Annotated in this window: 30 protein-coding genes; 13 read left to right on the top strand and 17 right to left on the bottom strand. The window is 69.3% G+C overall.

The annotated features are described in order from the left end of the window. Window positions 1–4: 4 nt before the first annotated feature. Together HLB44_RS32850 and HLB44_RS32845 are read right to left on the bottom strand one after the other, a co-directional pair. Window positions 5–355 carry a VOC family protein gene (locus HLB44_RS32850; RefSeq protein ID WP_173133710.1) on the bottom strand — a complete coding sequence of 117 codons (351 nt, stop codon included), beginning with the start codon at window positions 353–355 and terminating at the stop codon, window positions 5–7. Next, a complete protein-coding gene (locus tag HLB44_RS32845) occupies window positions 352–960 on the bottom strand; it encodes a GNAT family N-acetyltransferase (protein WP_173133707.1) in 609 nt (202 codons plus the stop codon). Before HLB44_RS32845 ends, HLB44_RS32850 begins: the two co-directional genes overlap by 4 nt. A 50-nt stretch (window positions 961–1,010) precedes the next feature. Between HLB44_RS32845 and HLB44_RS32840 the strand changes: the two genes are divergently transcribed. From HLB44_RS32840 to HLB44_RS32830, 3 genes are all read left to right on the top strand, one after another. After that, window positions 1,011–1,325: an EthD family reductase gene (locus HLB44_RS32840; RefSeq protein WP_173133704.1), complete on the top strand. Its 315-nt coding sequence runs from the start codon at window positions 1,011–1,013 to the stop codon at window positions 1,323–1,325. Between the two features lie 91 nt (window positions 1,326–1,416). Next, a complete protein-coding gene (locus HLB44_RS32835; RefSeq protein ID WP_173133701.1) occupies window positions 1,417–1,650 on the top strand; it encodes an addiction module protein in 234 nt (77 codons plus the stop codon). Next, the gene (locus HLB44_RS32830) at window positions 1,647–1,943 is read left to right on the top strand and encodes a type II toxin-antitoxin system RelE/ParE family toxin (protein WP_173133698.1); all 297 of its coding nucleotides are present in this window, start codon (window positions 1,647–1,649) and stop codon (window positions 1,941–1,943) included. The genes HLB44_RS32835 and HLB44_RS32830 overlap by 4 nt, the downstream gene beginning before the upstream one ends. Before the next feature lie 25 nt (window positions 1,944–1,968). Here HLB44_RS32830 and trxC read toward each other — a convergent pair whose 3' ends face one another. After that, complete coding sequence (gene trxC, locus HLB44_RS32825; protein ID WP_173133695.1) at window positions 1,969–2,391, bottom strand: thioredoxin TrxC; 423 nt, start codon at window positions 2,389–2,391, stop codon at window positions 1,969–1,971. Between the two features lie 138 nt (window positions 2,392–2,529). Here trxC and HLB44_RS32820 point away from each other — a divergent pair, with 138 nt between their 5' ends. After that, the gene (locus HLB44_RS32820) at window positions 2,530–2,745 is read left to right on the top strand and encodes a hypothetical protein (protein WP_173133692.1); all 216 of its coding nucleotides are present in this window, start codon (window positions 2,530–2,532) and stop codon (window positions 2,743–2,745) included. Here the strand turns inward: HLB44_RS32820 and HLB44_RS32815 are convergent. From HLB44_RS32815 to HLB44_RS32800, 4 genes are read right to left on the bottom strand one after another with little or no spacing between them, the layout of a single operon-like run. Further along, window positions 2,742–3,788 (bottom strand): Cj0069 family protein, encoded by a 1,047-nt coding sequence (locus HLB44_RS32815; RefSeq protein WP_173133689.1) that lies wholly within the window; start codon window positions 3,786–3,788, stop codon window positions 2,742–2,744. The genes HLB44_RS32820 and HLB44_RS32815 overlap by 4 nt on opposite strands. A 5-nt stretch (window positions 3,789–3,793) precedes the next feature. Then, the gene (locus HLB44_RS32810; protein WP_173133686.1) at window positions 3,794–4,705 is read right to left on the bottom strand and encodes a Fe-Mn family superoxide dismutase; all 912 of its coding nucleotides are present in this window, start codon (window positions 4,703–4,705) and stop codon (window positions 3,794–3,796) included. Between the two features lie 17 nt (window positions 4,706–4,722). Beyond that, window positions 4,723–6,102, bottom strand: coding sequence for a chromate efflux transporter (chrA, locus tag HLB44_RS32805; protein ID WP_173133683.1), 1,380 nt, complete (start codon window positions 6,100–6,102; stop codon window positions 4,723–4,725). Beyond that, entirely contained in the window at window positions 6,102–7,046 is a 945-nt protein-coding gene (locus HLB44_RS32800) for a chromate resistance protein ChrB domain-containing protein (protein WP_173133680.1), read from the bottom strand. Before HLB44_RS32800 ends, chrA begins: the two co-directional genes overlap by 1 nt. Window positions 7,047–7,144: 98 nt before the next feature. On the opposite strand from HLB44_RS32800, the gene HLB44_RS32795 reads away from it, so the two are divergent. Then, complete coding sequence (locus tag HLB44_RS32795; protein ID WP_173133677.1) at window positions 7,145–7,876, top strand: substrate-binding periplasmic protein; 732 nt, start codon at window positions 7,145–7,147, stop codon at window positions 7,874–7,876. 25 nt (window positions 7,877–7,901) lie between these two features. Here HLB44_RS32795 and HLB44_RS32790 read toward each other — a convergent pair whose 3' ends face one another. The 5 genes from HLB44_RS32790 to modA all read right to left on the bottom strand — a co-directional run bounded on the left by HLB44_RS32790 (window position 7,902) and on the right by modA (window position 12,427). Beyond that, window positions 7,902–9,314: a coniferyl aldehyde dehydrogenase gene (locus HLB44_RS32790; protein ID WP_173133674.1), complete on the bottom strand. Its 1,413-nt coding sequence runs from the start codon at window positions 9,312–9,314 to the stop codon at window positions 7,902–7,904. Window positions 9,315–9,446: 132 nt separating this feature from the next. Continuing rightward, window positions 9,447–10,274 carry a TOBE domain-containing protein gene (locus HLB44_RS32785; protein ID WP_343051703.1) on the bottom strand — a complete coding sequence of 276 codons (828 nt, stop codon included), beginning with the start codon at window positions 10,272–10,274 and terminating at the stop codon, window positions 9,447–9,449. Between the two features lie 4 nt (window positions 10,275–10,278). Continuing rightward, window positions 10,279–10,974 (bottom strand): ABC transporter ATP-binding protein, encoded by a 696-nt coding sequence (locus HLB44_RS32780; protein WP_173133671.1) that lies wholly within the window; start codon window positions 10,972–10,974, stop codon window positions 10,279–10,281. Between the two features lie 7 nt (window positions 10,975–10,981). Continuing rightward, window positions 10,982–11,650 carry a molybdate ABC transporter permease subunit gene (modB, locus tag HLB44_RS32775; RefSeq protein ID WP_173133657.1) on the bottom strand — a complete coding sequence of 223 codons (669 nt, stop codon included), beginning with the start codon at window positions 11,648–11,650 and terminating at the stop codon, window positions 10,982–10,984. 15 nt (window positions 11,651–11,665) lie between these two features. Continuing rightward, window positions 11,666–12,427 carry a molybdate ABC transporter substrate-binding protein gene (gene modA, locus HLB44_RS32770; protein ID WP_173133646.1) on the bottom strand — a complete coding sequence of 254 codons (762 nt, stop codon included), beginning with the start codon at window positions 12,425–12,427 and terminating at the stop codon, window positions 11,666–11,668. A gap of 75 nt (window positions 12,428–12,502) precedes the next feature. Between modA and HLB44_RS32765 the strand changes: the two genes are divergently transcribed. Further along, a complete protein-coding gene (locus tag HLB44_RS32765; protein ID WP_173133644.1) occupies window positions 12,503–12,919 on the top strand; it encodes a GNAT family N-acetyltransferase in 417 nt (138 codons plus the stop codon). A 10-nt stretch (window positions 12,920–12,929) separates the two neighbouring features. Here HLB44_RS32765 and HLB44_RS32760 read toward each other — a convergent pair whose 3' ends face one another. Then, window positions 12,930–13,283 carry a hypothetical protein gene (locus HLB44_RS32760; RefSeq protein ID WP_173133641.1) on the bottom strand — a complete coding sequence of 118 codons (354 nt, stop codon included), beginning with the start codon at window positions 13,281–13,283 and terminating at the stop codon, window positions 12,930–12,932. A gap of 88 nt (window positions 13,284–13,371) precedes the next feature. After that, window positions 13,372–14,610, bottom strand: coding sequence for a cation:proton antiporter domain-containing protein (locus HLB44_RS32755; protein WP_173133638.1), 1,239 nt, complete (start codon window positions 14,608–14,610; stop codon window positions 13,372–13,374). Window positions 14,611–14,698: 88 nt separating this feature from the next. Here HLB44_RS32755 and HLB44_RS32750 point away from each other — a divergent pair, with 88 nt between their 5' ends. Beyond that, the gene (locus tag HLB44_RS32750; protein ID WP_173133635.1) at window positions 14,699–14,944 is read left to right on the top strand and encodes a hypothetical protein; all 246 of its coding nucleotides are present in this window, start codon (window positions 14,699–14,701) and stop codon (window positions 14,942–14,944) included. Window positions 14,945–14,988: 44 nt separating this feature from the next. After that, entirely contained in the window at window positions 14,989–15,237 is a 249-nt protein-coding gene (locus HLB44_RS32745; protein ID WP_173133632.1) for a hypothetical protein, read from the top strand. On the opposite strand, the gene HLB44_RS32740 is transcribed toward HLB44_RS32745, so the two are convergent. Both HLB44_RS32740 and HLB44_RS32735 read right to left on the bottom strand, forming a co-directional pair. Beyond that, complete coding sequence (locus HLB44_RS32740; protein ID WP_173133629.1) at window positions 15,234–16,139, bottom strand: YhjD/YihY/BrkB family envelope integrity protein; 906 nt, start codon at window positions 16,137–16,139, stop codon at window positions 15,234–15,236. The genes HLB44_RS32745 and HLB44_RS32740 overlap by 4 nt on opposite strands. Window positions 16,140–16,148: 9 nt before the next feature. After that, window positions 16,149–16,397, bottom strand: coding sequence for a hypothetical protein (locus HLB44_RS32735; RefSeq protein WP_173133626.1), 249 nt, complete (start codon window positions 16,395–16,397; stop codon window positions 16,149–16,151). A 124-nt stretch (window positions 16,398–16,521) separates the two neighbouring features. Between HLB44_RS32735 and HLB44_RS32730 the strand changes: the two genes are divergently transcribed. From HLB44_RS32730 to HLB44_RS32710, 5 genes are all read left to right on the top strand, one after another. Then, window positions 16,522–17,466 (top strand): hypothetical protein, encoded by a 945-nt coding sequence (locus tag HLB44_RS32730; RefSeq protein WP_173133623.1) that lies wholly within the window; start codon window positions 16,522–16,524, stop codon window positions 17,464–17,466. A gap of 86 nt (window positions 17,467–17,552) precedes the next feature. After that, window positions 17,553–18,227: a hypothetical protein gene (locus HLB44_RS32725; RefSeq protein WP_173133620.1), complete on the top strand. Its 675-nt coding sequence runs from the start codon at window positions 17,553–17,555 to the stop codon at window positions 18,225–18,227. A 418-nt stretch (window positions 18,228–18,645) separates the two neighbouring features. Next, on the top strand, window positions 18,646–19,890 hold the full coding sequence (locus HLB44_RS32720) for an adenylate/guanylate cyclase domain-containing protein (protein WP_173133617.1): 1,245 nt from the start codon (window positions 18,646–18,648) through the stop codon (window positions 19,888–19,890). Window positions 19,891–20,367: 477 nt separating this feature from the next. Beyond that, window positions 20,368–20,850 (top strand): GreA/GreB family elongation factor, encoded by a 483-nt coding sequence (locus HLB44_RS32715; protein ID WP_173133614.1) that lies wholly within the window; start codon window positions 20,368–20,370, stop codon window positions 20,848–20,850. A gap of 434 nt (window positions 20,851–21,284) precedes the next feature. Next, the gene (locus HLB44_RS32710; RefSeq protein WP_173133611.1) at window positions 21,285–22,568 is read left to right on the top strand and encodes an amidohydrolase family protein; all 1,284 of its coding nucleotides are present in this window, start codon (window positions 21,285–21,287) and stop codon (window positions 22,566–22,568) included. A gap of 355 nt (window positions 22,569–22,923) precedes the next feature. Here the strand turns inward: HLB44_RS32710 and HLB44_RS32705 are convergent, their stop codons facing one another. After that, window positions 22,924–23,547: a tyrosine-type recombinase/integrase gene (locus HLB44_RS32705; RefSeq protein ID WP_173133609.1), complete on the bottom strand. Its 624-nt coding sequence runs from the start codon at window positions 23,545–23,547 to the stop codon at window positions 22,924–22,926. Window positions 23,548–23,722 lie beyond the last annotated feature (175 nt).

Genomic DNA, 23,722 nt, shown 5'->3' with positions numbered 1-23,722 from the left:
CCGCTTACTTCGCGTACTTGGCCTGGTACAGCTGGACGGTGAAGTCGCCCGGCACCTTGAAGAAGGTGACGAGGCCGTAGCCATGGTCCTCGACCTCCTGCGTGAACTCGACGCCGCGCGTGCGCAGCTCGGCCACGGTCTGCGCGATGTCGTCGCAGTAGAACGAGATGTCGGCGGTTCCGGAGGGCGGCTCGCCGGCTTCGGTCGGGTGCACGCCGAGGTCGGCCTCCGGCGCGTTGAAGATCAGCCAGCCGCCGCCGACGTCGGTGCCGGCCAGCCCGAGCTTGTCGCGCAGGAAGACCCGCAGCGCGTCGGCCTGCGACGAATAGAACATCGCGTGCATGCCCTTGATCATGGTGCGCCTCTCGTTGCCGGGAACGGCGATCCTACGTCGCCGGCCAAGTGATCGCGGCGCGCCCAATCGGCACGCAGCAGCCCGTACATCACCGCATCCGATACCTCGCCGTTGACGATCCAGCGTTCGCGCAGCCGGCCTTCGCGCTGGAAGCCCAGCCGTTCGAGGCTGCGCGCCGAGGCCGCATTGCCCGGATCGATGTCGGCCTCGATGCGGTTCAGACCCAGCGTTTCGAAGCCGTGCCGCAGCAGCGCGGTCAGCGCCTCGTGCATGAAGCCGCGGCCCCAGGCGTGCGAGCCCAGCGCATAGCCGATCTCGGCGCGCCGGCTCTGTTCGTCGAGGCGAAACAGCGTGCAGGTGCCGATCAGCAGGCCTTCGGACGCCAGCACGATGCCCAAGCGCAACTGCTCGGCGCGGGCCATCGCCAGCAGGTCGCGATCGATCGCCGCGCGCGCCTGCTCGAGCGCGGTCCACGGCGGCAGGCTGCGGTAGCGCATCACGGCCGGATCGGAAAAGACCGCGAACAGCGCCGGCGCGTCGTCAGTCGACATCGGCCGCAGCAGCAGGCGCGGCGTGCGCAGCACGAGGTGGTCGAAGCCGGGCATCGTGCGGACTGTACGATGCGGCTCCCCCGCCACCCCATGGGAGCCCCCCGATGATCAAGGTCAGCGTGATGTACGCCGGCGCCGCCGATGCCCGCTTCGATCACGAGTACTACCGCGACAAGCACCTGCCGCTGGTCAAGGCGCGGATGGGCGAAGCCTGCAAGCGCTACACGATCGACAAGGGCCTGGCCGGCGGCCGCCCCGGCGCACCGCCGCCCTACGTCGCGATGTGCCACCTGTACTGCGACTCGGCCGAGGCCTTTCAAGCCGCGTTCGGGCCGCACGTGAAAGAGATCATGGGCGACATCCCGAACTACACCGACCTGCAGCCGCAGATCCAGATCAGCGAGGTGGTGGTGGGCTGACCAGCGCCGAGCGCACCCAGCTCCGCCGCCCGTTTCGTCCGGATCGACCGGACTATGATGACGAAGGTTTCTTCTGACGATGGTGACCGGCATGTCCATCCCCCTCGAAGTCTTGGCCGCCGAGGCGCTGGGCCTTTCTCCCGAAGAACGTTCGGAGCTGCTTGACCGCCTGCTCGCCAGCCTGGAGCCGAATCCGCTGGATCCGGATTGGGAGCAAGCCTGGGCGACGGAGATTGACCGGCGTGAAGCCGAAATTGCTGCGGGCACGGCAACCTGGATTGCGGGCGAAGAAGCGGTGCGTCGATTGCGCGTCCAACTGAAGTGACCTACGCACTGTCCGAGGAAGCCGAGCGCGAGCTCGCCAGAGCCTTCGCCTACTACCTCGAGCACGGCAGTGCCAACGTCGCCGAACGCTTCCTCGCCGAGTTCGTTCGCGCCGCGCAATTGATCGATTCGAGTCCGGCGCTCGGTACGCCCACGCTCAATGGTCGCCGCGTGTTTCCGATGCGGCGATTTCCGTACTTCCTGGTGTACCGCTCGACTGCCGAGGGCACGCGGATCGGTGCCATCGCCCACCAAAGGCGCCGCCCGAGCTACTGGAAAGGCCGCCAGCGCTGAGCGCAGCGGCCGGGCTTCTGGCGCTTCAGCGCAGCGCCGAGCGCACCCAGCTCAGCAGCTCCGCCGCCGGCATCGCACCGCTGCGGCGGGCGATCTCGCGGCCACCGCGAAACAGTGCCAGCGTCGGGATGCTGCGGATCGCGTGACGCGCGCCGGTCGCCGGCGCGGCTTCGGTGTCGAGCTTGGCGAAGCGCACCTCGGGCAGCTGCTGCGCCGCCGCGGCGAAATGCGGCGCCATCATCTTGCACGGGCCGCACCAGTCGGCCCAGAAGTCGACCAGCACCGGCAGCTCGGTGCCTTCGATGAAGGGGCCGAAGGACGTGTCGCTCAGGGCCACCGGCGTGGGCCCCATCAGCGCCGCACCGCAGCGGCCGCAGCGCGGATCGTCGTGCAGTCGCACGTCGGGGACGCGGTTTTTGGTCTGGCAATCGGGGCAGACGAGCTGCATCGTCAGTCTCCTTCGATCGATGGATTTCAGCGATCCTTCTCGGCAGGCAACGTACCTGATGTGCAGGCATGCCGATTGCCCCTACACCTGTTCGCCCGCGCGATCCGCGCCTCGGCCCATTTTCGAGGAGAACTCACCATGCCCGAAACCCTCGTCCCGACCGCCGCCCCCTCCGCCGAGGTGCTGTCCGCGGCGCTGCCCTGGTTCGGTGCCGGCACTGCGGCGCTGTTCGAGCTGCAACGCACGCAGTTCAGCCTGCTGTTCGCCTGGCAGCAGGCGTTCGCCGCGGTGCAGAAGGAACTGTGGGACGAATGGGTCAGCCGCTGGGGCGGTGGCGTGCCGATCGACGCCTAGCGCTGAAGGGACGTGTCGGCCAGCCGCGCCTTCACCGCGGCGACCAGCGGTGCAATGGCCGACGGCGGAAACGGTGAGACGCTGCTGACGTTGACCTCGCACAGCACGTGGCGGCCCGCGCCGTCGCCGGGCAGGAAGTCGCAATCCCACAGCAGCGGCAGTTGTGCGCGCGACAGGCCCACCCGCTCGCGCAGCAGATCGATCCACTGCGACTCCAGCAACTGCTTGAGCGGCTGGAAGTCCGGCTTGTCCGCGTCGTGGTACAGGCGCGGTCCGGGTGAAGGCGCAGGCTCGCCGCGCAGGGCCGGGTACAGCGCGTTGATCGCCTGGTGCCCGAAACCCGCGACGCGATCCTCGACCAGGTAGGCGCGCACCATGCCGTCGACCAGCCGCGGCTGCCAGGCCTGGTCGATCATGTGGCCACCGGCGGCGGGCTCGAAGTACGGCGCAAGGCGCTGCAGCAGCGCCGGCATGTCGATGACTTCTTCGGCGCTGCCGCGTTGCGCGTGGCGCACGCGCAGCAGCGGCTGCGCGCCCTGGACGCCCGCCCACTCGACGCGCCAGACGCCAATGCCGCTGTGCCCGCGGTGCTGCTTGAGCACGCGCGCCCCGCGCTGCAGCCGCGCCGGCAGCTCGGCCTGCAGTTGTTCGAGGCTGCCGATGCGCTGCACATCGCTGCCGAACGGCAGGTCGCGGGTGTCCAGCAGCACGTCCTTGGTGCCCAGGCGTGCAATGGTGTCCGGATGGGTGCTGACCAAGACGCCCGCTTTCGCAACGTCGCGCAGCAATGCATCGAGCCGGTGGCGCGGGTGGCCGCCTTCGATGGGGTTGCACCACACCAGAACCACGGCCATCCGCTTCAGCTGCGCAGCCACCTCGTCGGCGAAGTCGTCGTGATAGATCGCCGGCTCCGCCGCGATCCCGGCCGCCGCCAAGGCGTCGAACAGGGCCGCAAAACGGCTTTCGGCCGGGTCGGCACGATCTCGCGCCGTCCGGTCACCGGGGTAGAGCAGCGCAACGGCAGGGGAACGAGCGGGGTCCATGGTGATCACCTCGCGGGCTTGTCGACGAGTGGGCGACCCGCGGCTTTCCAGCCGTCGATGCCGCCGCTCAGATAACGTGCATCGACGCCGGCCGCACGCAGGCGCAGCGCGGTCGAGCGGCCGACTTCGTGCCCGTAGACGCAGTAGACGACCACCGGCTGGCCGGCTGACAGCTCGGGCGCCCAGTCGCCCACGGTTGCGGGGTTGCACCAGCGCGCACCGGGGATCATCGCCGGCGCCTGCTCGAAGACGCCGGCGCGGCGCACGTCGAGCAGCGTGGCCTGGGCCACGTCGTCCGGCCCGGCCGCGAACGGCTCGCTGGCCGCATGCACGGCGGCCTGGTAGCGCCGATACACTGCCGCCCAGTCGATGCGGGTCATGCAGGCATCGACATACGCACCTGCCGCGGCGCCGAAGTCGAGGTGGTAGGCATGCTCGTACATGTCGAGCGCCAGGATCGGCACGCCGCCGGCCACGGCATGGGTGTGATCGGCTGCCCACTGGTTGATCAGCGAGCCCTCGCGCGGCTGGAAGGCCAGCAGCATCCAGCCCGAGCCACCGCCTTGCGCCTTCGCGCAGGCGACGAACTCCTCGCGCCAGCGCTCGACGCTGCCGAAGTTCGCGTCCAGCGCCAGCTTCATCGCCGGCTCCATCGTCACGCCGTCACCGCCCAGGCTGGCGAAGTACAGCTCGTGCAGCAGCATCGAGTTGGTGGCGATCAGCTCCTCGCGTTTCAGCCCGTTGAGCTGGAAGCCGGGGGTCGTGGCGAACGGCAGCGCGGCCAGCTGGCCGCGGATGGCGTTCAGCCGCTTCACCGCGCCGCTGTAGTTGTTCTGGTGGTGGCTGAGGAGGAGCTTCTCGGACAGGCCACCCAGCGTGGCCGGGTCGAAGGGCAGGGGAACGATGCGTGCGTCCATGGGCGCTCCTCAGGTTGCTAACGTAAAAAAGTCACGGCCAGGCCGGCCGCCGCGCTGCCGGCCAGCAGCGGCAGCACGCCGAGCTTGAAGCGGAACAGCGCCAATGCGGCGACCACCGTGATCGCTGCCGACACCGCGTCGAAACCGCCGCCGAAACCCTTCGGCCACCAGACGTGCCAGGCGAAGAACAGCGCCAGGTTCAGGATCACGCCGACCACCGCGGCGGTGATCGCCGACAGCGGCGCGGTGAAGCCGAGCTTGCCGTGCGTCGCCTCGACCAGCGGGCCGCCGGCGAGGATGAAGACGAAGGACGGCAGGAAGGTGAAGAAGGTGACCACGCTGGCCGCCAGCGCGCCGCCGAGGAACAGCGCATCGGGCCCGGCCACCTGCTTCAGCCAGCCGCCGACGAAGCCGACGAAGGCGACGACCATGATCAGCGGCCCCGGCGTCGTCTCGCCGAGCGCCAGCCCGTCGATCATCTGCGGGCCGCTGAGCCACTGGTGCGTCTCGACCGCGCCCTGGTAGACATAGGGCAGCACCGCATACGCGCCACCGAAGGTCAGGAGCGCCGCCTTGGTGAAGAACCAGCCCATCTGGGTCAGCGTCGCGTCCCATCCCTGACTCGCAATCAGCGCGGCCATCGCCACGCCCCACAAGCCGAGGCCGATGCCGAGCACGCGCGCCAGCCGCGCGCGCGAGAAGCGCGCATGCGGCGGTGTCGGCGTGTGGTCGTCGATCAGCGCCGCGCCGTAGCCGGCCTTCGCGCTGCCATGGCCGCCGCCCAGCGCGAACACCTGCGGCCAGCGCCGCGCGCCGAAGTGGCCGATCAGGCCGGCGGCCAGCACGATCGCCGGGAACGGCGTGTCGAAGGCGAAGATCGCGACGAAGGCGGCCGCCGCGATGCCCCACATCCAGCGGTTCTTCAACGCCCGCGTGCCGATGCGGTGCGCGGCATGCAGCACCAGCGCGGTCACGGCCGGCTTGATGCCGTAGAAGATGCCGGCCACCGCCGGCACGTCGCCGAAGCGCAGGTAGATCCACGACAAGGCGATCAGGATGAACAGCGACGGCAGCACGAACAGCGCGCCGGCGACGATGCCGCCCGCCGTGCGGTGCATCAGCCAGCCGATGTAGGTGGCGAGCTGCTGCGCCTCGGGCCCGGGCAGCAGCATGCAGTAGTTCAGCGCGTGCAGGAAACGCTGCTCGCTGATCCAGCGGCGGCGCTCGACCAACTCGCTGTGCATGATCGCGATCTGCCCGGCCGGGCCGCCGAAGCTGATGAAGCCGAGCTTGAGCCAGAAGCGCACGGCCTCGGCGAAGCCGATGGGCGAGGGCGGCGCCGCGGCGGCGGCGGCGGTGGGCGTCTCGAGGGTGGGGGTGGGGGTCATGGAGCTCATCAGGAAGGCGCGGTCACGCTGGCCGGCGCCGCGTACAAGGCATCGAAGACCGCGGCAGCCGCGGCCGCGAGCCGGTCGTCATCGGTGTGCACGGCACGCAGCCCGGCCAGCACGGCTTCGAGCCCGGCCGCTTCGGGCACCGGAATGCCGCCGACATCGAGGTAGTGCACCGCCTGCGCGATGCGCTGCAGCTTCGCGTCGGCCTCGAGGCCGAAGCTGGCAGCGATGACCTCGAAGCTGACCCGCGCGCCGACGTGCGTGAAACGCGCGCCGTCGTAGTCGAAGCCGAGCACGCCGCGCGGCGCACGGGCCGGGTCGTCGAGCCACACGAACGTGGCCTGCGGGTCGATGAAGCGCCGGATCAGCCACGCGCAGGCCAGGCGGTCGACCCATGGCCGAGCGCGCGTCGCCCAGCGCTTGCCCTGGTGCTTGCGGGCATCGAGCCGAGTGATGCCGTGCGGCGCCTGCGCCAGCGGCTCGCCCTTCGAGAACCGTGCATCGAGCGCCTGGCGCAGCGCCAGCAGGTGCGACTCCGCCTGGTCCGCCGCTTGGGCCGGGTAGTAGTCGATGCGGCGCAGCGTCTGCAGCGATTCGCCAATGCCGCGCAGGCGGCGCCGGGCTTCGGTCTCTTCGAGTGCGCCGAGCGCGCCGGCCAGCTCGTCTGCCTCGGTGCGCCACGCCGCATAGGTCTCGCTGCGGTCGAACAGCGCAGCGAGCTCGGCGCGCTGAGCATCGTTGCGCGGCGCCAGGTCGAGCACCATCGCGCTGCCGCCGTGCTCGCTCACCTCGGCCGCCAGCGGCTCGAACAGCGCGGCGTGCGCCTGCGGCAGGAGATAGGCGCCATCACGCAGCGCGGCGCTGCCGATGGCTTTCAAGCCGCGCCACACGCGCAGCCGCACGGCATTCGGCTGCGTTGGCAAGGTGACGATCAGGACGGCCCACATGCGATGAAATATATACTGCTCTTGTTGAAATAGCAATTTCAAATGCGGATCGCTGAATAATCGACGCGCGATCACAAGGGCCGTCACGAGGACCGATCATGAAAGCACGCTGGAGCTGGCAGGCCGGGCTGGTGCTGTGCATCGCCTGCAGCGGGGTGAGCCGGGCACAGGAGCCGATCACCGTCTACTACAACGATCGCCCGCCGTACCTGGTGGCCGCGGCCGATGGCTCGGCCACCGGCTTGACCGGCACGCCGGCGGCCCAGGCGTTCAAGGCCGCGGGCGTGCCGGTGGTCTGGGCCAAGGTGCCGACCAACCGGCAGCTGATGAACATCCGCAAGGATGCGGCGCTGGAGTGCGCGGTCGGCTGGTTCAGGAATCCGGAGCGCGAACAGTTCGCCAAGTTCACCAAGCCCATCTACCGCGACCTGCCGACGGTGGCGCTGGCGAACCGCGAGTTCAAGGTGCGCGAGGGCCAACGCCTCGAAGACGTGCTGGCGATCAAGGGCCTGCGCGTGCTGGCCAAGGACAACTACTCGTACGGCCCCTACATCGACGGCCTGCTGGCGAAGTACCGGCCGAACCTCGTCTACACCACCAGCGAGAACTCGGCGATGGTCGAGATGGTGCGCTTCAACCGCGCCGATTTCATGTTCGTGGCCGAGGAAGAAGCCAACTACCTGGCCGAGGAAGCCGGCTTCAGCGCGCGCGAGTTCCACCTGATCCGCTTCGCCGACATGCCCAAGGGCGAGCGGCGCTACATCATGTGCAGCAAGCAGGTTCCGGACGAGGTGATCGCGCGGCTGAACAAGGTCATTACCTTCGAATGACGCGTCCAGCGAGACGTCGAACGATCTACCCGGCGATCCGCCGCAGCATCCCCAGCAAACGATCGAAGGTCTTTCCGTAAGGCGGCATGAACAGCTTCGTGCCGGCGAAGCGCGACTGCACGAACACCGGCTTTTCCTTGCTGAAAGTGCGGAAGCCCCATTCGCCGTGATAACTGCCGATGCCGCTGGCACCGACGCCGCCGAAGGGCTGGTTCTCCTGGCCGAGGTGCCAGATGCAGTCGTTGATCGTCACGCCGCCGGCGTGCGTCTCGTCGAGCACGCGGCGCTGCACGGCGGCATCGCGGCCGAACCAGTACAGCGCCAGCGGCCGGTCGCGCGCGCTGATGTAGGCCAGCGCTTCGCCGACCTCGCCGTAGGGCACGATCGGCAGCAGCGGGCCGAAGATCTCCTCGCGCATCACCGTCATCTGGTCGGTCACGTCGAGCAGCAGGTGCGGCACGAAGCGGCCGTCGGTGGGGCGGTCGTCGTGCGTCGCGATGGCGCGCGCGCCGCGTGAACGGGCATCGTCGAGCAGCGCCTGCAGCCGCTGGTGATGGCGCGGCGCGACGATGCTGGTGTAGTCCGGGTTGCCGGCCACGCGCGGGTACTGGCGGCGCATCGCATGCGCCACGGCCTGGGCCAGCGGCTCGACCAGCTCGCGCGGCACCAGCGCGAAGTCCGGCGCGACGCAGGTCTGCCCGGCGTTGAAGAGCTTGCCGAAGGCCAGGCGCTCTGCCGTGAGCTTCAAGTCGCAGCTGCGGTCGATCAGCGCGGGCGACTTGCCGCCCAGCTCCAGCGTCACCGGCGTCAGGTTGCGCGCGGCGGCCTGCGCGACGAGGCGGCCGACCGCCGTCGAGCCGGTGAAGAACAGGTGGTCGAAGGGCAGCTCGGTGAAGGCGCGGCCGACCTGCGCATCGCCGACGATGACCTGCATCTCCTCGGGCGCAAAGTGCTCGGCCACCAGACGCGCCATCATCGCCGAGGTCGCCGGCGTCAGCTCGGACGGCTTGATCATCACCCGGTTGCCCGCCGCCAGCGCGGCCAGCGCCGGCGTCAGCGCCAGGTTGTACGGATAGTTCCACGGCGCGACCACGCCGACGACGCCCAGCGGCTGCCGCATCAGCCGGTTGCTGCCCGGCAGGAAGTGCAGCTGCGTCGGCACGCGGCGCGGCTTGCACCAGGCACGCAGGTGGCGCATCGCCTGGCGGGCGGCGGCGGCCACGGTGAAGACATCGGCCAGCAGCGTTTCCTGGCGCGCGCGGTGGCCGAAATCGCTGGCGATCGCCGTGGCCAGCTCGTCGCCGTGGCGCGTCGTCATGCGGTGCACGCGCTGCAGCCGGTCGCGCCGCACCGCGAGGCTGGGCATCGGCTCGGCGGCGAAGGCGGCGCGCTGCTGCTCGAGTGCCAGGCGCAGGGTTTCTTCGATGGTCTGGTGCATGGCTACAGCCCTCCTGGCGCGCGGGCGCCCCCGCAAGAAGCGGCGAGTGTGACTCAGTCGGCGCCGGGCCGCTCCCAAGCCGACTGAGCGCCCCTCGGGGGCCGCGAACGAAGTGAGCTGGGGGCAGACATCTCAGGCGGTGACGGCGAGTATCACGTTGGCGACATCGAAGACCGCCGTCGCGCGCACGCCCGGCGCCAGGCCCAGCGCCTCGACGCTCGGCTGCGTGACGATGGCGACGATGCGGCCGTCGCCGCTGTCGAGCTCGATCTCGACCTCGGCATTGACGGCGCCCGGCGTCACCGCGCGCACCGTGCCGGCGAGCTGGTTGCGCGCCGACAGCCGCGCGCCTTCGAGCTCGGTGGCGACCAGCACCGCCGAGGACTTCAGCAGCGCGATCACCGTCGCCTGCGTGCGCAGGCCGAGCGCCGCGGTGCTCTGCGGCGTCACCTGCGCCACGATGCGCGTGCCGCCCGGCAGCGTCAGCTCGACCTCGTCGTTGACGGCGCCGGCACGGATCGCGCTGACCGTGCCGACGAACTGGTTGCGCGCGCTCGTCCGCATGTTCAGGATTCCCAGCAATGAAAAGTCGCGGTCGAGATCGATCGACCCCTGCTCCAGCAGCGTGACGAAGCGGCGGTGCACGGCATCGAGCTGCCCGAAGCGTTCGACGAGCTTCGCACCGTGCGGCGTCAGCTGCGTCGCGCCGCCGCCGCGGCCTCCCGCGCGCCGCTCGACCAGCGGCTCGCGTGCCAGGCCGTTCATCGCCTCGATCGCCTCCCAGGCGCCCTTGTAGCTCAGGCCCACCGCCTGCGCGGCGCGGGTGATCGAGCCCGTCTCGGCGACCGCGCGCAGCAGCTCGACACGCTCGCGCCCACCGAGCGCCGTGCCGCCGATCGTCAGCCAGACGGCACCGTCGAGTCCGAGCGCTGGGGCCTTGCGCGGGCGGCGGATCGACACGGGCTCAGGTCTCCACCAGCACGGTCGGCTCGGCGCGCGGATCGATGCGCCCGGCGCGCATCACGATCACCTCGTCGGCCAGCGCCTTCAGGTCGTCGTCGTCGTGCGTGATCAGCAGCATCGGGATGCGCAGTTCGACCTGCAGCTCGTGCAGCTCGTCGCGCAGGCGCTCGCGCAGCGTGCGGTCGAGCGCGGCGAAGGGCTCGTCGAGCAGCAGGGCCGTCGGCTCGTTGACCAGCGCGCGGGCCAGCGCGGTGCGCTGCCGCTGGCCGCCGGAGATCTGGTGCGGGCGGTGGCCGGCGATGGCCTGCAGGTGGAAGGCCTCGATCCAGCGCTCGACCGCCGGATCCTCGCCCTTCGGCGCCGGGTTGAGCCAGCCGTGGCGCCGCGCGAAGGCGATGTTCTGGCGCACGGTGAGGTGCGGGAACAGCGCGTAGTCCTGGAACACGTAGCCGAGCCGTCGCTGCTGCGGCGACAGCGCGAAACGCGCCGCGCTGTCGTAGAGCACGCGGCCGGCGATGCTGATCCGCCCGCGGTCCGGCCGCCCGATGCCGGCGATCATCTTCAGCGTCTGCGTCTTGCCGGCGCCCGACGGGCCGAACAGCGCCAGCCGCCGCGCCTGACTCACAAAGTGAACGTCCAGCTGAAAGCGCGTGTGGTCGTGCCGCAGCAGCTTGGCGAGCTCGATGTCCCAGATCATCGCCGTCCTATCGCACCACGCGCCCCGGCAGCAGCCGGCCGGCGGCCAGCAGTACCGCGATGCAGACCAGCGAGGTGATGGCAACGAGAAAGTTCGCGGTGTGGTCCTGCCCCGCCTGCACCGCTTCGTAGACGGCGATCGACAGCGTCTGCGTCTTGCCCGGAATGCTGCCGGCGACCATCAGCGTTGCGCCGAACTCGCCGAGCGCGCGCGCGAACGACAGCAGCAGGCCGGCGAGGATGCCGCGCCACGCCAGCGGCAGCGAGATGCGAAAGAAGATCGCCAGCTCGCGGATGCCCAGCGTGCGCGCCGCGTCCTCGAGCTGCGGCTCCACCGTCTCGAAGGCCGCGCGCGCCGCCTTGAAGACCAGCGGAAAAGCGACCACCGTGGCGGCGATCACCGCCGCCTGCCAGGTGAAGATCAGCCGCACGCCGAAGGTCTGCAGCAGCCAGCGGCCGATCGGCCCGTGCGAGCCGATCAGCACCAGCAGGTAGTAGCCCAGCACCGTCGGCGGCATCACCATCGGCAGCGTGAACACCGCATCGAGCAGGTCGCGGCCGGGAAAGCGCCAGCGGGCCATCGCATAACCGACGCCGACGCCGAAGAACAGGTTCAGCAGCGTCGCCACGCCGGCCACTTTGAGGGTTAGCGCCAGCGCGACCCATGCGCCTTCCATGGGGTCCCCAGCCTCTCAGGGCGGGCCGAAGCCGTGTTTCGCGAGCAGCGCCTGCGCCGGCGCTGTCGCGAGGAAGGCGACGAAGCGCCGGGCCAGCTCGGCGTTCGCGCTGCCGGCGACCGGCGCCGCCGGGTACAGGATCGGCTGCGGCGTCGGCACGCGCAGCACGACCTTCACCTTGTCGGGCAGCAGCGCGGCATCGGTGGCGTAGACGAAGCCGGCGTCGACCTCGCCCCGCGCGACGTAGTCGAGCGCCTGCCGCGCGTTCTGCGCGGCGATCATCTTCGGCTCGACCGCCGTCCACAGGCGGGCGGCGGTGAGCGCGCTCTTCGTGTGGCGGCCCAGCGGCACGCTGGCCGTCAGGCCGATCGCGATGCGCGCATAGCCGGCCTGGGCCAGCTCGGCCAACGCCTGCGGCGCCTTCGGCGACTCGGCGGGCACGATGAGCACCAGGGCGTTGGAGACGACATTGCGGCGCTGCGCCGCGTCGATCAGGTGGCGCGAATGCGCCTGGTCCATCGTTTCCTGGTCGGCGCTGGCGAACACATCGACGGGCGCACCCTGGCTGATCTGCTGCAGCAGCCCCCCCGACGCGCCGAAGTTGAACTGCAGCTTGTGCCCCGGGTGCGCGGCCTCGAACAGCGGCGCGAGGTCCTTGAAGGCGCTGCTCAGGCTGACGGCGGCGGAGACGGTGAGCTCGGCGGCGCGCGCCGGGCCGCTCAGCAAGACAGCGGCGAGCAGCAGCAGGGAGGGGCGGAGCAGGGCGGGGATGGTCATCACGATATGAAGGAGTATATATTTCGGCCGCGCCATTCATTGAGGCCACACCGTCATCACCGAAGGTACATTTCGATGAACACGCTCTCGTTCAGCACCCACGACAACCTGCCGCCTGAGGAAACCGCGCTCGTCGACGACGGCCTCGGCGAGGCCAACGACGCAGCAGCGCCGCTGCACGAGGTGCGGCCGCTCGCGTGCTTCGTGCGTGATGAATCGGGGCGGGTGATCGGCGGCGCGGTCGGCCGGCGGTGGGGCGCGTGCTGCGAGCTGCAGCAGCTGTGGGTGGAGCCTGCCCGGCGGCGCCAGGGGCTCGGCGCGCAACTGATCCAGGCCTTCGAAGCCCATGCGCGCACGCACGGCTGTTCGATCTTCTACCTCGAGACCTTCAGCTTCCAGGCGCCGCGGCTGTACCAGTCACTCGGCTATCGCATCGCGCACGAGCACAAGGTGTACCCGCACGACATCGTCAAGTACCTGATGGTGAAGTAGGGCGCTGACCTCAGCCCGGCGAAGGCGCAGACGCCGGCGCCGACGGCTCGATGCCGACCTTGCGCGCCGCCGTGTCGATGGCGCGGCCGGTGGCCTTCGCGCCGCGCTCGACACCGCTGGCCGCGGCGTGCACACCGCGCTCGACCGCCTTGGCCCCGCGGCGCACGCCACTGGCGGCCGCGTCGACACCGCGGGCGACGCCGCTGGCGGCGGCATGCGCACCGCGCTCGATGGCGTTGCCGACCTTGGTCGCGGTCTCCGACGCCTTTTGCGTCACGGTGCCTTCGGCATGCGCGGCCGGCAAGGCGGCCGCGGCGAGCAGCGCGGCGCAGACGGCCGCGCGGAGGTGGACTGTGTTTCTCATGCAGCCATTGTTGCGACACGTCGCAACGAACCCTGTAGGACGGTGCCCCGCCGCCCGGCCGGCGTGCCCGCCGTCAGGTCGCCCGCCATCACGCGACGCGCGCATCGGCCGGCGCGCGCCGGCCCAGGCACAGGTTGATCAGCGGCCCGGTCATCGCGGTGGTCACCAGCGCCATCACCAGCAGCATCGTGAAGAGCTCGGGCCCGATCAGCCCGGCGTCGAGGCCGACCTTGATGACGATCAGCTCCATCAGCCCGCGCGCGTTCATCAGCGCGCCGGTGGCCAGGCTGTCGCGCCAGCCGTAGCCGGCCATGCGCGCACCCGTGGCGCCGCCGGCGATCTTGCCGAAAATCGCCACCGCGATCACCAGGCCCATCAGGCCCAGGCTCGCGCCGCTGAAGGCCCCGGCCGTCGTGCCCAGGCCGGCCAGCGCGAAGAAAAGCGGCATCAGCACGGCGATCGAGATCGGCTCGATGCGCTCGACCAGCGAGCGCAGCAGGCGGTCGTCGCGCGGCAGGCACAGGCCGAAGACGAAGGCGCCGAACACCGCGTGCAGCTGCACCCATTCGGCCAGCAGCGCACAGACCAGCAGGCCGATCATCAAGGCGCCGAGCACCGTGGTCGACGGTTCGCCATCGGGCGCATGCGTGCGCAGCAGCCACGCAAAAGCCGGCTTCAGCACGCCGAAGACCAGCAGCAGCATCACCACCAGCCCGCCGCCGATGCGAAGCACGCCGGCATAACCCTCGCCGGCGCCGGCCAGCGCGATCACCAGCGCCAGCAGGATCCACGCGATCACGTCGACCAGCGCGGCCGAGCTCAGCGACAGCTGGCCGAAGCGCGTGAGCGCCAGGCCGCGGTCCTTCAGGATGCGCGCCATCACCGGAAATGCGGTGATCGACAGCGCCGCGGCGATGAACAGCGCGAAGGGCACGAAGCCGACGCCGGCCGGCGCCAGCGGCTGCAGCAGCGGCGCGATCGCCAGGCCCAGCAGCGCCGGCACCGCCATGCTCATCAGCCCGACCGAGCCGGCCGCCTTGAACTGCGCGCGCAGGCCGCGCTGCGAACGCAGCTCGAGCCCGATGACGAACATGAACAGCACCAGGCCGAGCGTCGACAGCGACGACAGACCCGCGAGCGAAGCCTTCGAGAACAGCTGCGCATGCCATTCGGGCAGCAGCGCGCCCATCACCACCGGCCCCAGCACGACGCCGGCCGCCATCTCGCCGATGACGCTGGGTTGGCCGATGTGTCGCAGCAGCCAGCCGCAGCCGCGGGCGGTGACGAGGATGACGATGAGCTGCAGCAGCAGGATGGTGGTCGACATGGGCACGGGCAGGATGATCAGCGCGCGATTGTCGGTGCCCCGGGCACCCGGCTTGCCGTTCGTTGGAACGCCAACCAGGAGCCACGCCATGACCCCCGACAAGCCGATCTCGCGCCCGAAGGACGATCCGCACTACGCGCCGGAGAGCGGCGAGAAGCCCGAGCCCGAGGCGCCGGATGCCAGCGGCCAGCGCCGCACCGTCGAGCAGCAGCAGCCACCGGCACCGCCGCAGCGGCGCAAGCGTGACCCGGAAGGCAGCGAGGCGCCGCAGGACAACGTCTCGCATGCGCCGGAAGGCGGCGACAAGCTCGAAGGCGGCCCGCTCGGGCGCTAAGCTCCGGCCCGTGCCCGGGCGTCCCGACCTGGGGAGGAGTCCACATGAGCCAGAACCTGCGCGTCGTCCTGGTCTTCAGCCGTGACGACCAGGCCTGGATACGCCGCGAACAGATCGTCGTGCCGCAGTTCTGGCAAGGCCACGCGGTGCCGCCGGCGCAGGGGGATGTCGTGCGTGTCGGCGGCCGCCAGTTCCTGATCCAGGGGCGGCTGTGGGAGCACGACGGCGCGACGACGATCCTGCGCCTGTTCGCCGGCAACGCGCACGCCGAGAGCGACACCGTCTTCGGTTAGCGCGACGTCAGGGGGCTGAGCGCCGGTTCCGCGGCACGCTCGATCGCCGCCTGCTCGCGCAGCGAGCCGAATTCGCGCGCATGCACCCATGTCAGCTCGGCGCCGAGCAGGAAGATCTGCGCCGAGTAGTAGACCCACACCAGGAACACCGCCAGCGAGCCTGCGGCGCCAAAGCCGGAGGTCACCGAGCTGCGGCCGAGGTACAGCCCGATCAGCACCTTGCCGAGGTTGAACAGCAGCGCGGTGGCGGCGGCGCCGATCCACACGTCGTGCCAGGCGGTGCGGCGCTCGGGCAGGTAGCGGTACAGCAGCGCGAACATCACGGTGATCAGCGCGAAGCTGAGCGCGAAGTTCAGCCCCTTGGCCAGCAGCTGCCAGCCGCCGAAGGTGGTGCCGAACCAGTCGCCGACCGCCGCCAGCGCGGTACTGATCACCAGCGACACCAGCAGCAGGAAACCGGCGCTCAGCACCAGCCCGAGCGACAGGATGCGGGCACGGATCCAGCCCCACACGCCGCTCGGCTTCGGCCGGTCCGGCGCCTCGAAGATGCGGTCGAGGTCGTCCTGCAGCTCGGCGAAGACCGTCGTCGCGCCGATGACCAGCGCCACCACGCCGACCACTGCCGCGATCACGCCGCGGCCGGGCCGTTCGGCGTGCTGCAGCATGCCGGCGATGACGTCGCCGACCTGGTCGCCCAGCAGCCCCTGCAGCTGCCCGATGACCGCGGTTTTCGCCGCATCGCCGCCGAGCACCAGGCCGACGAGCGCGATCACGATCACCAGCAGCGGCGCGGTCGAGAACACCGTGTAGTACGACAGCGCCGCGCCCATGCTGGGCGCGCGGTCGTCGATCCAGGCCTGGACCGCGCCCTTGACCAGCCGGACGAGGTCACCGGGCCTCACGGCACGCGCCTAGCGCTTGCCCTCGCCGGTGGCACCCGACGGCCCGCCGGAGCCGGCTTCACGGTCGCGATCGGGATCGAAGGTTTCGGTCGACGTCGGCCCGGTGCCGTCGGGTTCGACACTGACCACCTTGTCGGTCAGCGCGTCGTCCTTGAAGTTGCGTGCGCCGGGGCGGTTGGCCTCGCGCTCCGAGTCGAGCAGGTCGCGGCGCTGCTGCTTCGGGTCGGTCGGCTGGGTCGTGGAACGGGGGGTCTTCATGGATGGCTCCGTCAGTGACGGTGCCTGACTGGCAATCGCCATTCCTGGGCCCGAGCGATGAAACGCCTTTGCAACGCAGGGGGTCTAGCCTTCGGCCGTGCACTGACCACCCCAGGAGTCGACCATGCCGTCCATTGGCAGCCTGCCGGAGCATCTGATCCTCAAGCCGATCCAGCCGGTGCCGCTGCCGAAGAACTACCACTTCGCGGTCAGCGCCGGCCCCGGTGCCAGCCCGGCGCTGCAGCGCAGGCCGGCGATCGTGCTGCTGATCGGCAACATGACCGCGCAGCCGATCGGCAAGCAGGACGAGAAGGGCGCGCTCGGCTTCAACGTGCTGCTGGCCAGCATCCTGGGCCACGCCGCGCAGTTCAACCTCTGGGACCAGTCGATCCCGTGCCAGGCACTGGCGCTGGGCCCGGACAACACCACCTACGTCGCGCGCTCCAACGTGCAGCCGCTGCAGCTGCCGACCGCCCCGCACGCGCCGCTGACGCACCAATACCAGCTGGGCTGCGCGACGCCGCAACCAGCACCGGTGCCGGTGGGCATGGCGCCGCCGGCGGGCCGGCGGCTGTACTACCGCGCCGACCCCGGCGGCGGGCCTCCGTCCAGCCTGCCCAAGGCCTGGTACGTGCGCCCCGACGACCGGCTGGAGGACAGCGCGAGTTACCGCGGCTTCGACCGCTTCACGTTCTGGCTCGCTTTCTACGCGGTGGCGCCGAAGCTGGCCGCCAATGTCGCGCTCGGCGAGGTGCTGGCGCAGCGCCTCAATGCGCACAAGTCGGATGTCGTGCCGATGTCGGCCTCGCTCGCGACCATCGGCAATGCGATCGTCGCGAACATGAGCCCGAAGGTCGTGCCGGGGCTGATGTGGACAGCCGGCCGCGTCGTGGTGGTGCTGGCCTACAGCCTGCCGGTGGTGACGGTGATGGAGTTCGACACTGCGGGGCTGCACAAGGAGCCGTTGAGCACCTGGCTGGCGAAGGAGAGCCCGGGGACGGTGTGGAACTACCGGACGATGGGCGGCGGGCCGCATCCGCCGATCTGGGGGATGAACGGGTTGGTCTGAACGATCGACTCCGCGGCGCGCAGTGCGGCGCAGCGGGGCCGCCACAATGCGCGCTTTTCCCGGGGCATCACACGCAAGCCATGCGAATGCAGGAACGACAGGAAGCGGCGGGGCCGTGGGCGATGGCACGCCGCATCGGCGCCACGTTGATTGCGCGTTATGACTCCCGGGCCCTTCGGCCGCCCGTGACGCCCGATTCGGCTACCGCGCACGGACTGGCGTTGTCTCCGCACCAGGAGGAGGTGCAGCGCTGGGTGCTGGCGTGGTGTCGGCAGGGCATCGGCGAGCAGCCGTTCGCGCTGGCGGTACTTGCCAGTCCGCCGGGGATCGGCACTGCGGCGCTCGTGGAGGATCTGGCGCTGCGGCTCGACGGCACCTGGCTGATGCTGGCTGCCGGTGGCCGCTGGGCGCAGCGCCTGATGCGGCTGCGCGTCAAGTGGGATGAATGCAGCTGGTGGCGAAGCCGTGGGGCCGAGGCGCCTTGGGACAGTGGCTACCTGGGCGACCAGCCGGCGGCGCTGGCTCGCCTGGTGCGGTTCGAGCCGCGGCGGCCGACGCTGATGGTGGCGCCGGGCCTCGCCGACGCCTCACTGCGACAGGCCGTCCAGGCGCTGTCGGCACGGCAGGCGGCGTTCGCGCATCCGGTGCGGTTGCTGGTAGTCGACACCACTCTGTCCGCAGCGCTGGCGCACTGGCCGGTGGAAGGTGCGGCGGTGAGCCGGTCGGGGCGCGTGTGCTTCCATCGGTTGCGCGAGCCGTGACACGGTGACGCGCGCCGCCGATGACGCGCGAGAGTCCAGCGTCAAACTTCTCGGCCGCAATGTCGGATCGTCGCGATGTCGTTGGGAATGTGAAGCGAGCCGAAAGTGCCCACTGTCGGCCACGGTCAATTGGATTGGTAGGTCGCTTCAGACTGGACCGAGCCGGTCGCGCGTCACGGCCGAGCGACCGGAATGTTGAAGAGCGGCCATCCGTACGCGCGAGTGGCCGCGGATACACTCGGCATCGCCGACGGGTTCTCGTGTTGCGAGCAGATCGAGCAGGGAACCGGGCGCGGCACGCTGCACCTCGCCGAGGCACTCGCCCGGCCGTTGAGGAACTGAGGCTGGCCTGACGGAAACGGTCGCATCTTTCAAAGATCACCTCGCGCGGGAGATCATCCACAGCGAGCGCCTGCGCATGGCCCTCCTCGCTGGCCTGCTGGGCATGCTGCTCGTCTTCTACGGCCTGGGCTACGCGCTGTTCCGCAGCGTCCCCATGCTCCATTTCCTCACGCCGGGCGTGTTCCTCTACATCCTGGCGGTTATCGCCCTGCTGCTCTGCTACGAGCTTGCCATCCGCAACCTGCTCGGCCGCTGGTTGCTCCAGGGTAAGGGTGTGCCGGGCGCGCTTCGGTACGTGAATGCGCTCGTCGAAACGAGCGTTCCCAGCATCCTGATCGTCCTCGTGTCGCGCGAGATCGATCCTCTCTACGTGCTGCAAAGCCCGCTGGGCCTGCTCTACGCCGTCTTCATCGTGCTCTCGACGCTGCGGCTGGACTTCCGCTTGTGCGCGTTCACCGGCTTGGTCGCGGCGGCGGAGTACGTGGCCCTATCGTTCACCTACATCGGCGTGGGGAGCGGCGTGCTCGGAGGTGCCGCGCGCGCCGCGGCGAGCACGCCGTTCGAGGCGCCGCCGTTCTACGCGGCCAAGGCGGTGATCCTTCTGATCGCGGGGCTCGCCGCGGGCTTCGTTGCCGACCAGTTGCAGCGCCGGGTCAGCAACGTCTTCCGCGCACGGGAGGAGCGGCAGCGCATCGTCGGCACCTTCGGCCAGCAGGTATCGCCGGCCATTGTCGAGGCGCTGCTCGGAGCCGGCACGGAGATCGCCAGCAAGCGTACGTTCGTGTGCGTGATGTTCATGGACATCCGCAACTTCACGCCGCTGGTCGAAAAGAAGCCGCCGGAGGAGATCGTCGCCTTCCAGAACGTCGTCTTTGCCGAGGCGATCGACATCGTCAACCGCAATCACGGCATCATCAACCAGTTCCTCGGCGACGGCTTCATGGCAACCTTCGGCGCCCCGCTGGCCACCGGGCACGACTGCGCCAACGCGCTAGCCGCGGCGCGCGAGCTGGTCGCCGGGATTCGGAGACTGTCGGAAGCCGGGCGTATTCCGCCCATCACGATCGGGGTGGGCCTGCACGCGGGCGAAGCAGTCTGCGGCAACGTGGGCTCGGCGCTGCGCAAGCAGTATTCGATCACCGGCAACGTGGTGATCCTCGCTTCGCGCATCGAGCAGCTGAACAAAGACCGCGGATCGCAGATCCTGGTGTCGAGCGAGGTGCTGGCGGCCGCCGGTGAAGCGCCGGACGGAGGACAGGCGCTCGGGCCAGTGCGTGTGAAGGGCCGAGAGGCGCCGATCGAGCTTTACCGGTTGGCGTGAGTCCGGCCAGGTTTAGCGCCTGACTGACCGCGATGTGGTTTGCGCGGCAAATTCGGCGATTGCCGTCGACGGGCCGCGACCGTTGCGAAGTCGGCCTTTGCTGCTGGCTACTGCATAGCCGGTTTAGACTGGAAGCGGCCGGTCGCATCTCGGCGCTTCCTGGGCGCCAGAGCCACAAGAATCGGATGCCGGTCAGCGGTCGTTCGAGTGGGCCGGCAAACGACCCTCAGCTGCCATTCGCGGTTCTCCGGAGCTGTCCGACAGAAATGCCTCGGCTCCACGCGTTTCGTATCCGATAAGCGGCCGTTCATGGCCTCTGGCGGTCGGCCAGTTCCTGCCGTTCGATGCACGGAAATGGGCGACAGGACAGCGCCCATAGCTGAAGTTAACCTGCAGCCAACAGAAGCGTCGAAGGCTGGTGGAGCCCTTCATAATCAAAACCTGACCCCCGCTTGTTCGAGATGCCGACCTTTCATCATGGATAAATTCTTTCTGCAGCAGCAGGTGCTGGAACGGCTCGCCGAAGACCTGCTGCAAGCCGAACGGGCAATGCGGGCGGCCCATGAAACGGCGACTCACGAAGAAAACATCGCCGAAAACAAGTACGACACGTTGGGACTCGAAGCCGCCTACCTGGCCACCGGCCAAGCTCGTCGCGCCGAAGCCATCCGCCAGGCGATGGCCAATTGGCGCCAATTCCGCCCGCGCCCCTACGACGCCAGCAAAGGTATACAGCTCGGCGCGCTGGTCTGCCTGGTCGATTCCGACGACAAGCAGCAACAGCTCTTTCTCGGCCCGGATGGAGGCAGCATGAAGTTGGTCAGCAGCGCTCAGCTCGTTCAGGTCATCAGCAGCGATGCCCCTTTGGGCAGGGCCATGCTGGGTAAATGCGAGGGTGATGACGTGTCGATACAGGTCGCTCAAATCCGACAGCAGTTTGAGGTGCTGCGGGTTCATTGAGCCGCAAGCAAGTTCACGCCGAATTGATCAGAAATTACTCGCCCCGACCCATTTAGGACGCTCTGTACAACTCCTGGCGAGCTATGCGGAGTTCGTTCGCGCTCTCGACCTCGCGCACATCAATACACTTCGATGGCACTGACCGCGAGGCAGGTCAGTGTCGGCACACGACCCCCTTGGCGAGGTCATCGCCGCAGAGCGGTCTTTCACGATGGCCGGCGCGGAAGGAGCCTGTCGTGACTGGGAGGACTCGACCCTGAGCGGTCCGTGGAAGCGGTCGAGACCGGTCGCCCGCGAGCGGGCCTGGACGGCCATCAGCGGGTACTCGTGATCGTCTGGTTCAGGCGCTCAGATCTATCGGGCGCATTTGCTGCGGACGGGTCTGTGTGCTGGAATGTGCTGACTCCAACGAAGACCAACAGAGGAGACAAGCCATGACGAGCGTCGGCCGTAGAGATTTCCTGTTCGGCAGCAGCGCGCTGGCCGCGGCCGGCGCGCTGCCGGGGCTGGCCCGCGCGGCCATGGGCCCCAACGACAAGTTCGACTTGCTCGTGCGCAACGCGAGTGTGCTGGATCCGAGCCAGAACTTGGCGGGCAAACGCGACATCGGTATCCGCTACGGCCTCATCGAGGAGCTCGACGCCAGCATCGCGCCCGAGCGGGCAAACCGCCTGATGGACGCGGGCGGCAAGCTGGTTACTCCGGGCCTCATCGACCTGCACGCACACACCTACCCTTTTGGCTCCGCCGTCGGCATCCCGGCCGACGAGCTGGTGTCGCACCAGTGCACGACGACCGTCGTCTCGGCCGGCGATGCAGGCGCCAACAACATCGCGGCCTGGCGGCGCTTCATAGTGCCCGGCGGGCGCACGCGGCAGTTCGCCTTCGTGCACATCGCGGTGGCGGGGCTGGCGGGATTTCCGGTGCCCGAGCTCTACAACATCGACTACGCGCAGGTGGATGCCACGGCGCGCGCCGTCGCCGAAAACGCCGACATCGTGCTGGGCGTGAAGGTGCGCATGAGCGAGAACGTCATCGCCCGCCACGGCGCCGAGCCGCTGAGGCGCGCCGTCCAGGCCTGCGTCGCCTCGGGCGTGCCGGCCAAGCTGATGGTGCACATCGGCGGCGTGGCCGATCGCGCACTGATGTCGCAGATCCTCGACCTGCTGCGGCCGGGCGACATCCTCACGCACGCTTTCTCCGGTGCGCCCAACATCGCAGGCGACTTCACCAACATCGTTCAGGACGGCAAGCTGCTGCCGGCAGCGTTGGCGGCCAAGCAGCGCGGCGTGGTCTTTGACGTCGGCCACGGCGGCGGCAGCTTCGACTACACGGTTGCCGAGGCCGCCATCGCCCAGGGCTGCCCGCCCGACACGATCTCTTCTGACGTGCATGTGTTCTCGGCCAATACGCCCGGCATGCCGTACCTGCCATGGGTGATGAGCAAGTTCTTGCACATGGGGTTTTCGCTCGCGCAAGTCGTGTCGATGGCCACGCAGGCGCCGGCGCGTGCCATCGCACGCGTACCAAAGCTCGGCACGCTGCAGATCGGCGCGCCGGCTGATCTGTCGATCCTGGAACTGGTCGAAGGCGCCGTGTCCTTCGTCGACACGCGCAACAATAGGCGCGAGGGCAAGGCCTTCCTCAAGCCCGCCGGCACGATTACCGGCGGCGTGGCGTACGGGCGGCCCTACCAAGCACCGTTCTCGATACGCTGAGGTCCGCCGCGGCTCGGATGAGGGCTCGACAACGCCGCAAAGACGCGTGGCGCCGAACCACGACCGCTTTGCGGAAGTCCGTTTGCAATTCCCGATGTCAGGTCCGGGTCGACAACCGAGCTTGAACGGCAGGTAGAGGGCGCCAAGACCGATGTGGGTTCATTGCCGAGTCGGGCCACCGAGTGGTGCAAACTGGTCGCCGGAAACCTGCCCTTCGGATGCACGCTGAGGCCAGAATTTGGAGCCCAGCGCGGCGGACTGCTTGTGGCCGGGACGTTCCACTCGACTCGACGCCATGTAGCGGCCGTTCGGCGACCGCGTCGGCAGTATGCTGGGCGCGGTCGCGCTCCTCAGCTCAGATTTCTGTCTGCTCCGAGATCTCGAGGGCGTCATCGACCTCGATGCCGAGGTACCTCACCGTCGACTCCAGCTTGGAGTGCCCAAGGAGCAGTTGCACGGCGCGAAGGTTCTTGGTGCGCCGGTAGATCAGCGTCGCCTTCGTCCGTCGCAGCGAGTGCGTCCCGTAGTCGGCACGGTCCAGTCCCAGTTCGTCGACCCAGTGCCCAAGGATCCTGGCGTACTGACGGGTACCAAGATGAGGCGAGTCGTGGAGCCGGCTGGGGAACAGGAAGTCCTCCGGCTTCAGCCCAGCGAGCTTGATCAACGCTTGTACGGCGTCTCGGGCGGCCGGCGTGATCTCGAACTGGCCTGGGCGTTGGGTCTTGTGCTGGACGACGATGGCGCGGGCGGCCACCTGGTCGCCGTGGCACACGTCCCGGACCTTGAGGCCGACCAGGTCACATCCGCGCAACTTGCTGTCGATGGCGAGGTTGAAGAGGGCCAGTTCGCGAACCCGAGCTTCCATCTGCAGTCGGACGCGCAGAGCCCAAATGTCCTTGAGCTTGAACGGCGCCTTCTGCCCAACGAGCTTGCCCTTGTTCCATGGCTCGCGACGAACGGCATTGCTTGCGGCACCCATGATGGTCTCCCATCGAGTTGAGGGCCAACAAGGATGCGCCTCGGTTGCCGGGGCAAGCGCCAATTTAGCCTAACGCAGCGGGTCGGGCGAGCGCCGGAGGTCAGCTTCCGAGTAGGCAGGCGAACTTGCGGACTCGGCCATGAGCGGGGGGTCTTCAAGGTCCGCTTTCAGCATG

The organism is Pseudaquabacterium terrae, assembly GCF_013266755.1.
Classification (GTDB): domain Bacteria; phylum Pseudomonadota; class Gammaproteobacteria; order Burkholderiales; family Burkholderiaceae_C; genus Pseudaquabacterium; species Pseudaquabacterium terrae.
This window is presented reverse-complemented; position numbering and strand designations above follow the sequence as displayed.

Coding starts and splice junctions, on each gene's coding strand:
- modA (WP_173133646.1), bottom strand. CDS start 12,427: ATGACCATCCCCGCCCTGCTCCGCCCCTCCCTGCTGCTGCTCGCCGCT.
- HLB44_RS32745 (WP_173133632.1), top strand. CDS start 14,989: ATGAGCCAGAACCTGCGCGTCGTCCTGGTCTTCAGCCGTGACGACCAG.
- HLB44_RS32790 (WP_173133674.1), bottom strand. CDS start 9,314: ATGCACCAGACCATCGAAGAAACCCTGCGCCTGGCACTCGAGCAGCAG.
- HLB44_RS32820 (WP_173133692.1), top strand. CDS start 2,530: ATGCCCGAAACCCTCGTCCCGACCGCCGCCCCCTCCGCCGAGGTGCTG.
- HLB44_RS32810 (WP_173133686.1), bottom strand. CDS start 4,705: ATGGACGCACGCATCGTTCCCCTGCCCTTCGACCCGGCCACGCTGGGT.
- HLB44_RS32850 (WP_173133710.1), bottom strand. CDS start 355: ATGATCAAGGGCATGCACGCGATGTTCTATTCGTCGCAGGCCGACGCG.
- trxC (WP_173133695.1), bottom strand. CDS start 2,391: ATGCAGCTCGTCTGCCCCGATTGCCAGACCAAAAACCGCGTCCCCGAC.
- HLB44_RS32815 (WP_173133689.1), bottom strand. CDS start 3,788: ATGGACCCCGCTCGTTCCCCTGCCGTTGCGCTGCTCTACCCCGGTGAC.
- HLB44_RS32750 (WP_173133635.1), top strand. CDS start 14,699: ATGACCCCCGACAAGCCGATCTCGCGCCCGAAGGACGATCCGCACTAC.
- HLB44_RS32835 (WP_173133701.1), top strand. CDS start 1,417: ATGTCCATCCCCCTCGAAGTCTTGGCCGCCGAGGCGCTGGGCCTTTCT.
- HLB44_RS32735 (WP_173133626.1), bottom strand. CDS start 16,397: ATGAAGACCCCCCGTTCCACGACCCAGCCGACCGACCCGAAGCAGCAG.
- HLB44_RS32840 (WP_173133704.1), top strand. CDS start 1,011: ATGATCAAGGTCAGCGTGATGTACGCCGGCGCCGCCGATGCCCGCTTC.
- HLB44_RS32760 (WP_173133641.1), bottom strand. CDS start 13,283: ATGAGAAACACAGTCCACCTCCGCGCGGCCGTCTGCGCCGCGCTGCTC.
- chrA (WP_173133683.1), bottom strand. CDS start 6,102: ATGAGCTCCATGACCCCCACCCCCACCCTCGAGACGCCCACCGCCGCC.
- HLB44_RS32710 (WP_173133611.1), top strand. CDS start 21,285: ATGACGAGCGTCGGCCGTAGAGATTTCCTGTTCGGCAGCAGCGCGCTG.
- HLB44_RS32720 (WP_173133617.1), top strand. CDS start 18,646: ATGGCCCTCCTCGCTGGCCTGCTGGGCATGCTGCTCGTCTTCTACGGC.
- HLB44_RS32725 (WP_173133620.1), top strand. CDS start 17,553: ATGCAGGAACGACAGGAAGCGGCGGGGCCGTGGGCGATGGCACGCCGC.
- HLB44_RS32795 (WP_173133677.1), top strand. CDS start 7,145: ATGAAAGCACGCTGGAGCTGGCAGGCCGGGCTGGTGCTGTGCATCGCC.
- HLB44_RS32765 (WP_173133644.1), top strand. CDS start 12,503: ATGAACACGCTCTCGTTCAGCACCCACGACAACCTGCCGCCTGAGGAA.
- HLB44_RS32755 (WP_173133638.1), bottom strand. CDS start 14,610: ATGTCGACCACCATCCTGCTGCTGCAGCTCATCGTCATCCTCGTCACC.
- HLB44_RS32705 (WP_173133609.1), bottom strand. CDS start 23,547: ATGGGTGCCGCAAGCAATGCCGTTCGTCGCGAGCCATGGAACAAGGGC.
- HLB44_RS32845 (WP_173133707.1), bottom strand. CDS start 960: ATGCCCGGCTTCGACCACCTCGTGCTGCGCACGCCGCGCCTGCTGCTG.
- HLB44_RS32715 (WP_173133614.1), top strand. CDS start 20,368: ATGGATAAATTCTTTCTGCAGCAGCAGGTGCTGGAACGGCTCGCCGAA.
- HLB44_RS32730 (WP_173133623.1), top strand. CDS start 16,522: ATGCCGTCCATTGGCAGCCTGCCGGAGCATCTGATCCTCAAGCCGATC.
- modB (WP_173133657.1), bottom strand. CDS start 11,650: ATGGAAGGCGCATGGGTCGCGCTGGCGCTAACCCTCAAAGTGGCCGGC.
- HLB44_RS32780 (WP_173133671.1), bottom strand. CDS start 10,974: ATGATCTGGGACATCGAGCTCGCCAAGCTGCTGCGGCACGACCACACG.
- HLB44_RS32800 (WP_173133680.1), bottom strand. CDS start 7,046: ATGTGGGCCGTCCTGATCGTCACCTTGCCAACGCAGCCGAATGCCGTG.